Source organism: Serratia sp. (in: enterobacteria), from assembly GCF_052400455.1.
Classification (GTDB): Bacteria; Pseudomonadota; Gammaproteobacteria; order Enterobacterales; family Enterobacteriaceae; genus Serratia; species Serratia ureilytica.
In genome coordinates this window covers 2401541-2413210 of sequence record NZ_CP185812.1, presented here as the reverse complement: position 1 = coordinate 2413210, position 11670 = coordinate 2401541, and the positions used below count along the sequence as shown (strand labels likewise).

Here is an 11670-nt window from a genome sequence, read left to right as displayed (position 1 = left end):
CCCGTTGTTCGACATGCCGACAGTGTAAAGAGTGGCGCCTCGGCATGCCAGCGGCCGCCCCGCGCTTTTGGCAAAAAAAGCGCAAGAATATGCAACTGGGCGCAAGGCGCTGCAAGCGCGGCCGCACGCCAAAGCGGATACTGCGCCATCGGCTTTTTCGGAGTGAATAGAATGAATGCGCTGTTGTACCTCGCCGTGGTGCTGATTTGGGGCACCACCTGGATTGCGATCACCCTGCAACAAGAAGGCCCGGTGGCCATTCCTGTCTCGATCGCTTACCGCTTCGCCATTTCCGCCGCGGTGATGTTCGCCGTGCTGTTGCTAACGCGCCGCCTGCGCCGCATCGCCCCGCGCGATCATTTGTTCTGCGTGTTGCAGGGCTGCTGCGTGTTCGGTTTCAACTTCTTCTGCTTTTACCACGCGGCGGCTTATATCAGCAGCGGGCTGGAATCGGTGATCTTCTCGATGGCGGTGCTGTTCAATGCCCTCAACAGCCTGCTGTTTTTCCGCCAGCGCCCCAGCCCCAACCTGCTGCCGGCGGCGCTGCTGGGGTTGACCGGCATCGTGGCGCTGTTCTGGCAAGATCTGGCCGCCACCCGCATGGCGCCGGAGCTGCTCAAAGGCATCGGTCTGAGCGCGCTCGGCACCTACGGCTTCTCGCTGGGCAATATGATCAGCGCGCGTCATCAGCGCCGCGGGCTGGATATCTTTTCCACCAACACCTACGCCATGACCTACGGCGCGATGCTGATGGCGCTGATCGCCTTGGCGCAGGGCACATCGTTCCAGATCGAATTCAGCAGCCGCTATATCGGCTCCCTGCTGTACCTGGCTGTCTTCGGATCGGTGATCGCCTTCGCCGCCTACTTCAGCCTGCTCGGCCGCATCGGCGCCGGCGCGGCGGCTTACAGCACCCTGCTGTTCCCGCTGGTGGCGCTGACCATCTCGACGATCTACGAAGGCTACCAGTGGCACTTCAACGCCGTGCTGGGGCTGTGCCTGATTCTGCTGGGTAACCTGGTGATGTTCGCCAAGCCGGGGCTGAGGTGGCGACGGGCAGGTATGCCAAAACAAAATTCAACCCTTTGAAGCCATTGGCGAATATCGTTATCATCAGGTTTTGTTGATAACGGATGATGGCCAATGCTCAGAAGCGATGATGTGACACCCCGCGCCTACAAACAGGTGGACGTTTTCACCGCCACGCCGCTGCTCGGCAATCCTGTGGCGGTGGTGCTGGAAGCCGAAGGGCTGAACGACGCGCAGATGCTGGCATTGGCCCGTTGGACCAACCTTTCGGAAACCACCTTTGTGCTTAAACCGACGCACCCGGCGGCGGATTATAAGGTGCGCATCTTCACTACCGAAAAGGAGCTGCCCTTCGCCGGCCACCCGACGCTGGGCACCGCACACGCCCTGCTGGAAGCCGGATTGGCGCCTAAACGCCCCGGAACGGTGATGCAGGAATGCGGCGTCGGCCTGGTGGCGATCAATATCCTGCCGGAAGGCGCATTGGCGTTCGCCGCGCCCGAAGTCAGTTTTCGCGCGATGGCGGTTGAGGAAACAGAACGGCTGATGGCCGCTTTACAGCCGGCGGTGATTGAAGCCGATACCCTGCCGGTTATTGTCGACATGGGCATCCGCTGGCTGATGATGCGCCTGCCGGATGCACAATCTTGCCTGGCGGTGATGCCGGATCAGGCTATGATCGAACAGTTGCAAACCGCCTGTGATGTGGATGGCGTAGTGATTTATGGCGCCTGTTCTGCGGCCGAACCGGCAGATTACGAAATGCGCGCATTTATGGTGGAATGCGGCGCCTTGATCGAAGATCCGGTAACGGGCAGCGCCAACGCCTGCCTGGCGCGCTTACTGAAGGCCAACCGCTTCCCCGACGGCGACCGAACCGCGCAGGGCTACCTGGTGCGCCAGGGCACTCAACTGAAGCGAGATGGCCGCGTGAGCGTGCGCTTTATTGACGGCGAGCCCTGGATCGGCGGGCAGTGCTGCACCCTGATTAACGGCACATTGGGTATTTAGTTTGGAGATGTAGTATAAGGAAGGCGTTGGACATTTGGAGGGGTGTTTACCCTATCGGATCGCGATTCATGAATTGCTAAAAACAAAGCTTTCCTCTGCTAAGTTATGTTCTTTCCTATGTTGCACATCCCAGTCAAAGTAGCCATCAGGCTGTTTGGATTCTACGCCTTTCAGCCAATACTGTTCACCATAAGCTATCAGCATTGCCCAATGATATTCAATTTCATGGCTCCTGAGACAGACAGCCGTATAACTGTTGATAGGCTTTCACACTAAGCTCTATGATAAAACCAATAACTCCGCGTCACTTTCAGACTTTTGCGCATATTTAACAATGATCGCTTTAAGCATTTCCACCCAAGTATAAAAATTGAAAACTACAGTTTCATTCGAGTCATTCTCATCTCGAAAAAGGATACCATCAACCAGACTAGATTTGTTAATCATTGGTAACCTCCATCAAATTAAAAAACCGTTTACTATTAGGTTTAAAGCTATCAATGTCAATTAGATAAACACTACTCATTTAACTCCTGATGATCCCAGGTTTTTCTATGAAATCAAAAAACCAAAGAAATTCTTTGGCTCTAAATGCAGTGAACTTTCATGGCCACCATCTTTATATCTTACAATGAATACTGAGAACGGCTTTTCACTATAATCCACCGCAACTATTTTAACTTCCCGTTCAGTTTTAAAAGCTTGTGAATAGATTGACATCATAGAAAATTGATCATCCACATCTACCTCAAACCACGGAGCGATGCTTTCAACTAAATGTGAATTAACAATCCCATCATTACCGATGTAAACCTCAAAAATAGCCTCACCAGATATAAAGTAAACCCTGTCATACATCGGGTGAAAAACCGGCGGCATATCCGAATCTATGTAGCCAGTGACAACTATATCACTGACCCCAAATTTAATCACATGCTCACTAAACTTACTCACATACTCCATAAGCTATCGCCAGAATGAAAAATCAGATACGAAAATTTCGTTTATTGTCAATCCACTAGGAATATGGCTTATCGCATCGGCGATCTCATCATATGGAGGTGGGAGTATAAACGAAACGCCAAAGTCATCATTAATAATGATTGAACCATTGTATATTTTCTGTGAAACCGTCAGCTTGATTACATCTGTTACTTCCATTCCGGGGGATATGATTTCGTTGTAACTCCCATTATAATAAGAATTACATCCAAGTGATAAAATAATACCGTCTTTATCAGTTACGACGGTCAAGATATTGTCGACTATATATGACTTTCGCTCACTCCCGTCAGGTAGGAAGTGGGTTTTAATCTTAACGCTAAATCTGGAGTGCATCTCATTAATATATAATGAAATATTTTCATTTAGAACGACATTCCCTATAGAAGCACCCGAAACAATTCTAGCGTTAAAATCAATCATGTTAGATACCGTAATATTAAATTATTTATCAATGTTTATGGATGGATATTTCAAAATTATCAAACCTGCTTTTAGATACTTTTTTACTCTAGATATTTAGAACCGACTGAGAATTGTCGGCTCTAACGCAGATTTAGAAATGGTTACATTGTTAACGTGAATACTAAGAGTCAGGATAGACGACTCTATAATCCTCATCCCTATGAAGCTTAGTCCAAATTCCATCCTTCCACTTCACATCTCCATCTCTTAGTATTTTTTTTATTTTTCTCTCAAAGTCTAGATTAAAAAAATCATTAGATTTTATTTTCACATCGATCACATGATTATCATCACAAAGAACATCCCCCAATCTATCAACTCTATCTATAACCTCTATATTATAATCCTCTAGTTCTGCTTTTGCCACATAGCGCCCCTTATCATCTTCACAAGGAAGTGAAACACCAAACGCCCTTTCCAGTTTAATAAGCAGCTTATCAAATGGAATGTCTTCCAATAATAAAATACCTAATTGCCTATTCTCGTTCACAGCCACTCTCCATTTCATGAACATCCGGAACGCCCTAACCTTCTTTGGACGTCGCCTTTTCTAGCCAGATAATCTAACTCATGGGTGTAGAACACCTTAAACCCAAATGGTTCATTTCTTAATCCTGGGAATTTCTGCCTTAACTTCGAATCGATAGACTCCTCTATTGATTTCATCCCCCCAAGCTTAGATGCGTCCCGGTGTCTATTCCTAAACTCAGGTGAACTCGCTAAGTAATCCGACTTAATAAATCCATCAACATCGAAATCATTCATGTTAATAGGTCTAGCAATCGCAGGATCATGGGACTTACTTATTCCACTTGCAGCACTACCTCTATATCCAACGGTTGCGTTTGAATCTATCTTCTGTATAGCAGGAAGATGTTCCAATAGAATCTCATCAATTTGTTGCTGAAGATTATTTAAGCCACTAAGTCCTAGAGGATCTATCCATCCCAAAGGATTTGGCCTATAAGCATATAAATTCAACCCGCCGCGCAGCCCTATCGGATCCTGCGTGGTGAAACGCCCCACCTCGGGTTCGTAGTAGCGGAACAGGTAGCACAGGTTGCCCGCCGCGTCGGTCACCTCCAGCGGCGCGCTGTTCAGATCGGTGTGATACCAGTAAATATCCGCCGAGCGGCTGTCGCCCGCCTGATCCAGCGCCGCCAGCGGGCTCGCCGGATCGTTATTTAAAAGTCCATCAGTGCATAAAGCCGAGCATTTAAAATTAGCAAATCAAAATCAGATCAATAATCTTTATAACTAAGTTCTAAGCAACGATACAAACTCTTTAAATGCTTCTATTACAGTTTCCTCGTCTGATAATTCTCTTCGTTCATTAATTATATAGTTCCCGGTTTCAACATCAATGATCTCCAACATACAAGATGCATCATCCCACACCGTAAAACGTGCAATCTTCGTATCGTCATCTATATCAACAACCAGACTATCTGTAAAATCATTAGCATTGTACTTAACTTCATAATGGCTATTGGATAAGATCCAATCACTTATTTTTTTGAGCATGTTGAAATTCCTGATTCTGTTTTATGAGCCTTAACCTCAATGTTTTTCACAGTCGGCATTTCTGGTACTGGTAGCCCCTTACGTTTGGCTAATCGCCCCTCCAACGAGTCAGGACCAACTATTTTTGCCCAACCTTCATTTGTCTTGATTAATGATCGTTCAGGCACTTCGAATTCAACGTACATAGTACCCGGTTTAGCTTGTTTTCCAAACGCATCAATATTTGCAGGTGATGCTACATGGGTTGTTCCCGTTGTGCTTTGCACAACCTTACCTGTGGAAACCATTTTTTCATATTCTGCCGGTCCCATCCAGCGACCAACAGTAACCTCAGTCAACCCCAACGGATCCACCCACATCAGCGGGTTCGGCGCATACTGATAAAGGTTCAGCCCGCCGCGCAACCCTATCGGATCCTGCGTGGTGAAACGCCCCACCTCGGGTTCGTAGTAGCGGAACAGGTTGTAGTGCAGGCCGCTTTCGTCATCCTGGTATTGCCCGGCGTAGCGCAGCGGCTGCTGATATTGCGCGCCCTGCCGCTTCGCCGCGCCGGCCACCGTCTGGCCCTGCAGCTTGCCGAAGGTGTCGTATTGCCCGGACCAGCACAGGTTGCCCGCCGCGTCGGTCACTTCCAGCGGCGCGCTGTTCAGATCGGTGTGATACCAGTAAATATCCGCCGAGCGGCTGTCGCCCGCCTGCTCCAGCGCCGCCAGCGGGCTCCACGGGCTGGCCGGATCGTAGCTCCAGCTGCGGCGGCTGCCGTCGTCGCGCTGCTCCTGCAGCAACCGGTAGCCCTGCCACAGGAAACGGGTCGTCTGTTCGGTTTTGCCCTTGTAGCGCACCGCCTTGCGGCTGCGGCGGCCCAGCGCGTCGTAATGATACTGCGCCTCGAACTCGCCCTGCGGGCCGCGGCCGTGCGCCTGCACCAGCCGGTTGTCGGCGTCGTAGCGGTAGTGCTGTTCGTACAGGCCGTTGCGCCGGCTGATCAGGTTGCCCCAGCCGTCATACCGGTAAAACAGTTTTTGCCAGTGCGTAAGGCGGTTGTCGGCGATCGGCGCCAGCGGCAGGTGCGCGTCGATGTCGTTCTGCGGGCTGCGCTCACCCAGTAGGTTATCCGCCAGATCGTACACCAGCCGCGCGCCCGGTTTGCCCTGATTGGGTTCGCGGTGTTGCAGCAGGCGGCCCTCGGCGTCGTAACCGTAGTGCACTTCGCCGCGCAGCGCGTCGCTCACCCCGGCCAGCTCGCCGCGGCCGGTGTAGCGATAAGCGCGCCACAGCACGCCGTCTTCCGGCCGGGTCAGTTTGTCGTGGCCGAAGGCGCTGCTCTGCCAGCTGCGGCGGCCCAGGGCATCGTAACGCCGCTGCTGCTGCAGCGCGCCCTGGCTGCGGCCGGTTTCCCGGTGCAGGCGATCGCGGGTGAATTCGCTCACCACCTGCTGGTTGAATTTGATGGCGCTGGCGTGGCCGGAGCCGTAATACAGCCACTGCAGGCGATCGCCCTGCGGCAGCGTCAGCGCCTGCAGGTTGGCCAGCGCATCCCATTGGTATTGCAGCTCGCCGTTGACGCCTTGCTCGCCGAGCAGCCGCCCGGCAGCGTCATAGCGCATCTGCACGCTGTCCGGCTCGATGCCCAGCGCCGCGCCGCTCGCCGTCGGCAGGCGGTTCAGCTCGCGCAGCCGCCCCATGGCGTCGAAACGGTAATGCCATTCCGCGCTGGCGTTGCCGCGCCAGACCAGTTGCCCGGCCTCGTCGAAGCGGAAGCGCTGTTCGCGCTGCGTCAGCTCGCCCGCGCTGCCCGGCAGGCCGACCTCACGGTGCTCTTCCAGCAGCCCGGCCGCGCCGTAGCGATAATAATGGCGGGTGCCGTCCGGGCGCTCTTCGGTCAGCACGCGGCCCACCGCATCGTAGCTGAAGCGGTAGTCGCCGCCGTTGCCGTTCTCCAGCCGCGTCAGCCAGCCCTGCGGGCTGTAGTGATAGCGCCGGGTGCGGTTGATGCGATCGGTGATGCTGACCGGCAGCCCCAGGGCGTTGTACTGCCAGCGGGTCAGGCTGCCCAGCGCGTCCTGATGTTCGGCCAGCTGGCCGTGCGCGTTCCAGTTAAAGCGCTCTTCGCCGCCGTCCGGGTGGATCAGGGTATGCAGGCGGCCGCCGTTATCCCACAGGTAGCGCGTCTGGTGGCCTTCGGCATCGGTCTGCGTCGTCAGTTGCCCCAGCGCATCGTAGGTATAAGCCGTGACGCTGCCGGAACAGTCGGTGTAGCGCGTCAGCTGGCCGCGGGCGTCCCACTCCAGCTTCACTTCCCCGCCCAGCGCGTCGATCACGCTGGCCGGCAGGCTCTCTTCGTCATCCGGATAGCGGTACAGCGTGGCATTGCCCAGCGCATCGACATAGCGCGTCGGGCGCCCCAGCGTGTCCCAGTGCTGCGCTTCGCTGCTGCCGTCCGGGTAGGCGACGGCGAACAGCCGGCCGCTGTTGCGCGAATATTGATAGCGCGTCACGCGGCCGAGCGGATCGGTCTCCGACAGCAGGCGGCCGTAAGGATCCCATTCGCTCCGGCGCTGCGCGCCGCCGGGCAGCAGCACGCTGCACAGTTCGCCGCGTTGGTAGATAAAGCCGTAGCGGCGCTGGTCGAAATCGGTGTACTGCGCCACGTTGTCGTCGTCATCCAGCCGCCACTCCGCCCGTTTGCCGTCTCCGCGCACCGCGCTGCGGCGCCCGCCGGCGAAGTCATAGCCGAACTCAAGGGATTCTCCGGCGCTGTTGCGATAGGCCGTCACGCGCGGCACGCCGTCGATCTCTTGCCATTGGTATTCGTTCAGCAGTCCGGCGGCGTCCTGGTGGCTGATCATCAGGCCGTCGCGCCAGCCAAAGCGGCGCGTCACCTCACCGGCGCGGTTGCTCACCGTCGTCAGTTGGCCCTGCTCATCGTAACCGTAGCGCGCCAGCGTCCGTTCGCCTTCGGCGGTTTGCAGCGCCACTTCGCACAGGCGGCCCTGTGCATAGCGGCACATCAGGCGCTGCCCGGCGCTGTCCACCAGTTCATTCAGCAGCCCCTCGTCGTCGTAGAACAGCGAGGTGGCGTTGCCGATGGCGTCGGTGATCATGCTGAGCCGGCTCGGCCGATCGCCCGCCAGCGGCGGATAGTGGAAAATCTGTTCGCCGACGTCAAACAGCTGCCAGCTGCCGTCGTCGTTGTGCATCAGCCAGCATTTTTCGGCTTCGCAATAGGTTTTGTGGCCGCGCGGCACCCTGGGGAAAGCGACGAAGTCGCCGGAAGGCGCGCGCCACACCAGGCCGTCCTGATACGGCTGCAGGCTGCTCTCCCAGAACAGGTTCCAGCCGCGGCCCAGCACGCCGTCGCCGGGGTTGCCGCTGCGCCAATAGCGCTGCCAGGCGACCGGCAGGCGCGATGGCAGCACGAAATCGAGATCGTCTTCGCCGTCGAGGAATTTCTGGCCGCTGACGATATCCACCGGCCGGGCGATAATGCCGACGGCGGCGGTCGCGGTCATCAGGGTGCCGGCTCGGCAGGCGATGCGCGCCAGTTTGTTGATGCCGGGCAGTTTGCCCAGCAGTTTGCCGAGCGCCCCCAGCTTGCCAGCGGCGCCGCCCACGCCGCCCACCAGGCCGGCGAACAGCAGCGTCAGATCGGAGACCTTATACAGCCAATCCGGCACTTCGGGCTTGATCGGCAAGGTGGTGACGGTGCCGCCGCCGATAAACACGTTGGGCGAACCTTCCATCACCTGCGCGTCGCAGTTGGTTTTGTCCCCCACGCGCGAGGCGGGCTGGCCGTTGATACTGACCTTGTCGGAGCCCTGCGCCATCTGCATGCTCGGGCCGTCGTCGCTGCAGGCCACCTGGCTGTTGGTGGCGAGCGCGGCGGGTTTGCCGTTGATGAAGACGTTGGGGGAGCCGGTGACGATATTGCCTTTGGGGGTCAGGCTACCGGCACCGGCGTCGGCAATGCCGTCGCGCGCCGCGGTGGCCGCCTCCCCGGTGAGATACCCCACCGCCAGGCTGGCGCCGATAAGCAGCACGCCGACGCCGATACAGGAAGCCGCCAGGCCGGCGACGAAGAGCGCACCCGCCGCCAATGCGCCTGCGGCGGCGATCAGGCCGCCGACAAGGGTGCCGGCAATCATGCCGGCCAGGGCATGGGAGTGCCCGATGGTATCGCCGACGCGGGCCGCTTCGGTCATCGTAAGTTCCTTTTACGCAAAGAGTTCATCGTTAGGCCGCCCGGTAGCTGTTCAGCACCTGCTGCAGCAGCGCGTCATCTTGCGGCGTCAGCTTGCGCGCCATCGCCAGGGTGAACACCAGCACCCGGCCTTCCGCCAGCGCGAACACCGCCTGGTTCTGCCAGATGCGTTTGCCGTCGCGCAGGTAGCTGGCGCGTACCCACTCACCGGCGGCCAGCCCATCGCCCAGCGACGCCGGCTCGCGGCTTTTGAACGCCCAGCCTTTCAGCCCCTGCGCCAGCGCATCAAGCTGGCGAGTGACGTAGCTTTCCAGATTCTCCGCCGGCTGCAGCGCATCGCGGGAAATATTGACTGAGGGGGAAACATCATCGCCGGCCAACAGCACGTTGACGGTGCGATCGGCATAGCCTTCCGGCAAAGCGACGCTGCCTTCGCTGAAAGCGCAGCGGGATAAAGCGGACATGCGAGGATCCTTTTGCATAAATAATGCTTAAGCATCGCATAACTTAGCCTTGAAATAAAACCATCAGATACTGCGAATGTTGCACGGCGTGACCCCGTTCACTGTGAAAAAGACCGTTGTCGGAATCTTGCCGGGAATCAAACCTTAATATTACAGAATTATCTGAAACCACTGGCGCGCCAGCGCGCCGATTGTGGCTATACTCGGCTATCGCCCTTTTCAGGAGATCAGGATGCTGAGATTAACCCGCCGCGCGCTGTTGTGCGCCACGTTGGCCGCGTTCACCGCCGGCGCTGCCGAAACGCCGAAATTCGGCCCGGAGCTGCAGGGCTTTCACTACCCCTACCCGTTGCAACAATTCAGCTTCACCTCGCAGGGGCAGCCGTTAAAAATGGGCTATATGGACGTGCCGCCGGAAGGCGCCGCCAACGGCCGCACCGCGCTGCTGCTACACGGTAAAAACTTCTGCGCCGCCACCTGGCAGGACACCATCAAGGCGCTGAGCAAGGCCGGTTACCGCGTCATCGCGCCCGATCAAATCGGCTTTTGCTCCTCCACCAAGCCGGCGCATTACCAGTACAGCTTCCAACAGCTGGCGCAAAATACCCACGGCCTGCTGCAGAATCTGAACATCAGCAAGGCCATCGTCATCGGCCACTCCACCGGCGGCATGCTGGCCACGCGCTATAGCCTGATGTATCCGCAGGCGGTGGAACGGCTGGTGATGGTCAACCCGATCGGCCTTGAGGACTGGAAGGCGAAAGGCGTGCCGTGGCGCAGCGTCGATCGGTGGTTCGAGCGCGAGCTGAACACCACCGCCGAGGGCATCCGCAACTATGAGCAGCGCACCTACTACGGCGACCGCTGGAAGCCGGAGTACGATCGCTGGGTGGATATGCTGGCCGGGCTGAACAACGGGCCGGGCCACCGCCTGGTGGCGTGGAACTCGGCGCTGATCTACGACATGATCTTCACCCAGCCGGTGTATTACGAGTTCAAGGATCTGCAAACGCCCACCACGCTGATGATCGGCACCGCCGACACCACCGCCATCGGCAGCGATATCGCCCCGCCGGCGGTCAAGGCCAAGATCGGGCACTACGCGGTGCTGGGCAAGCAGGCGGCGAAACTGATCCCGCACGCCACGCTGATCGAATTCGCCGGGCTGGGCCATGCGCCGCAAATGGAGGAGCCGGCGCGCTTCCATCAGGCGTTGCTCAAGGCGCTGCAACCCTGAGCGGCCGGTTGGCGCAGCCGGCGCGCGGCGGCTAAACTTTCAGCTGGCTCTCAATTGCAGGAGACAGCCATGCGACAGATTATTGCCAGCGCGTTCGTCAGCCTCGACGGCGTGATGCAGGCGCCCGGCGGGCAGGACGAAGACCGCAGCGGCGGCTTTCGCTTCGGCGGTTGGACCGCCCCCTACTGGGATGACGCCGTCGCGGAAACGATGGGCGAACTTTTCTCTGCGCCTTTCGATCTGCTGCTCGGGCGGCGCACCTACGATATCTTCACCGGCTACTGGCCGCATATCACCGACGAGGCCGACCCGTTTTCCGCCGATATCGCCCGCACGTTCAATCAGGCGGCCAAGTACGTCGCCACCCACCACGGCGAGACGCTGACGTGGGAGAACAGCCAGTGGCTGGGGCAAGACATCCTCGCCCGGCTGCGCGAGCTGAAGCGCACCCAGGGGCCGGTGCTGCTGGTGCAGGGCAGCAGCACGCTGATGCAACAGCTGCTGGCCAACGATCTGGTGGATGAACTGCGCTTGCTCACCTACCCGGTGCTGCTCGGCGGCGGCAAGCGGCTGTTCGATGACAACGCGGCGCCGGCGGCCTTCACGCTGACCCACTCGGTGGTCTCGCCCGGCGGCGTCATTGTGGCTCACTACCGCCGCGCCGGCGCGGTGAAAACCGGCTCTTTCGTGGCGGAAAGCGCCGCGGCGGCCCAGTCGTAAAAAAAGGGCCGGTCGGC

10 protein-coding genes and 1 pseudogene are annotated in these 11670 nt (G+C 57.5%); 4 read left to right on the top strand and 7 right to left on the bottom strand.

Going from position 1 to position 11670, the window contains the following annotated elements; translation table 11 throughout:
* The first annotated feature begins 171 nt into the window (after window positions 1-171).
* Both ACORQT_RS11750 and ACORQT_RS11745 read left to right on the top strand, forming a co-directional pair.
* Window positions 172-1089, top strand: coding sequence for a DMT family transporter (locus tag ACORQT_RS11750; protein ID WP_164057759.1), 918 nt, complete (start codon window positions 172-174; stop codon window positions 1087-1089).
* Window positions 1090-1143: 54 nt separating this feature from the next.
* Complete coding sequence (locus tag ACORQT_RS11745) at window positions 1144-2040, top strand: PhzF family phenazine biosynthesis protein (protein WP_033643014.1); 897 nt, start codon at window positions 1144-1146, stop codon at window positions 2038-2040.
* Window positions 2041-2592: 552 nt separating this feature from the next.
* Here ACORQT_RS11745 and ACORQT_RS11740 read toward each other — a convergent pair.
* The 7 genes and pseudogenes from ACORQT_RS11740 to ACORQT_RS11710 all read right to left on the bottom strand — a co-directional run bounded on the left by ACORQT_RS11740 (window position 2593) and on the right by ACORQT_RS11710 (window position 9696).
* On the bottom strand, window positions 2593-3003 hold the full coding sequence (locus ACORQT_RS11740) for a hypothetical protein (protein ID WP_147880541.1): 411 nt from the start codon (window positions 3001-3003) through the stop codon (window positions 2593-2595).
* A 3-nt stretch (window positions 3004-3006) separates the two neighbouring features.
* Window positions 3007-3465, bottom strand: coding sequence for a hypothetical protein (locus ACORQT_RS11735; RefSeq protein ID WP_147880542.1), 459 nt, complete (start codon window positions 3463-3465; stop codon window positions 3007-3009).
* A gap of 163 nt (window positions 3466-3628) precedes the next feature.
* A complete protein-coding gene (locus ACORQT_RS11730; RefSeq protein WP_232091357.1) occupies window positions 3629-4015 on the bottom strand; it encodes a hypothetical protein in 387 nt (128 codons plus the stop codon).
* Window positions 4012-4683: pseudogene (locus ACORQT_RS11725) on the bottom strand (RHS repeat-associated core domain-containing protein); the annotation flags it as partial. The pseudogene ACORQT_RS11725 and the gene ACORQT_RS11730, both read right to left, overlap by 4 nt.
* Window positions 4684-4764: 81 nt before the next feature.
* Complete coding sequence (locus ACORQT_RS11720; protein WP_041035036.1) at window positions 4765-5031, bottom strand: immunity protein TriTu family protein; 267 nt, start codon at window positions 5029-5031, stop codon at window positions 4765-4767.
* Window positions 5016-9233 (bottom strand): TreTu family toxin, encoded by a 4218-nt coding sequence (locus tag ACORQT_RS11715; RefSeq protein ID WP_239507504.1) that lies wholly within the window; start codon window positions 9231-9233, stop codon window positions 5016-5018. Before ACORQT_RS11715 ends, ACORQT_RS11720 begins: the two co-directional genes overlap by 16 nt.
* Before the next feature lie 31 nt (window positions 9234-9264).
* On the bottom strand, window positions 9265-9696 hold the full coding sequence (locus ACORQT_RS11710) for a DcrB-related protein (protein WP_033643010.1): 432 nt from the start codon (window positions 9694-9696) through the stop codon (window positions 9265-9267).
* A gap of 232 nt (window positions 9697-9928) precedes the next feature.
* On the opposite strand from ACORQT_RS11710, the gene ACORQT_RS11705 reads away from it, so the two are divergent.
* Both ACORQT_RS11705 and ACORQT_RS11700 read left to right on the top strand, forming a co-directional pair.
* On the top strand, window positions 9929-10933 hold the full coding sequence (locus ACORQT_RS11705) for an alpha/beta fold hydrolase (RefSeq protein WP_444859410.1): 1005 nt from the start codon (window positions 9929-9931) through the stop codon (window positions 10931-10933).
* Between the two features lie 69 nt (window positions 10934-11002).
* Complete coding sequence (locus tag ACORQT_RS11700) at window positions 11003-11653, top strand: dihydrofolate reductase family protein (RefSeq protein ID WP_164058038.1); 651 nt, start codon at window positions 11003-11005, stop codon at window positions 11651-11653.
* The last annotated feature ends 17 nt before the right edge of the window (window positions 11654-11670 follow it).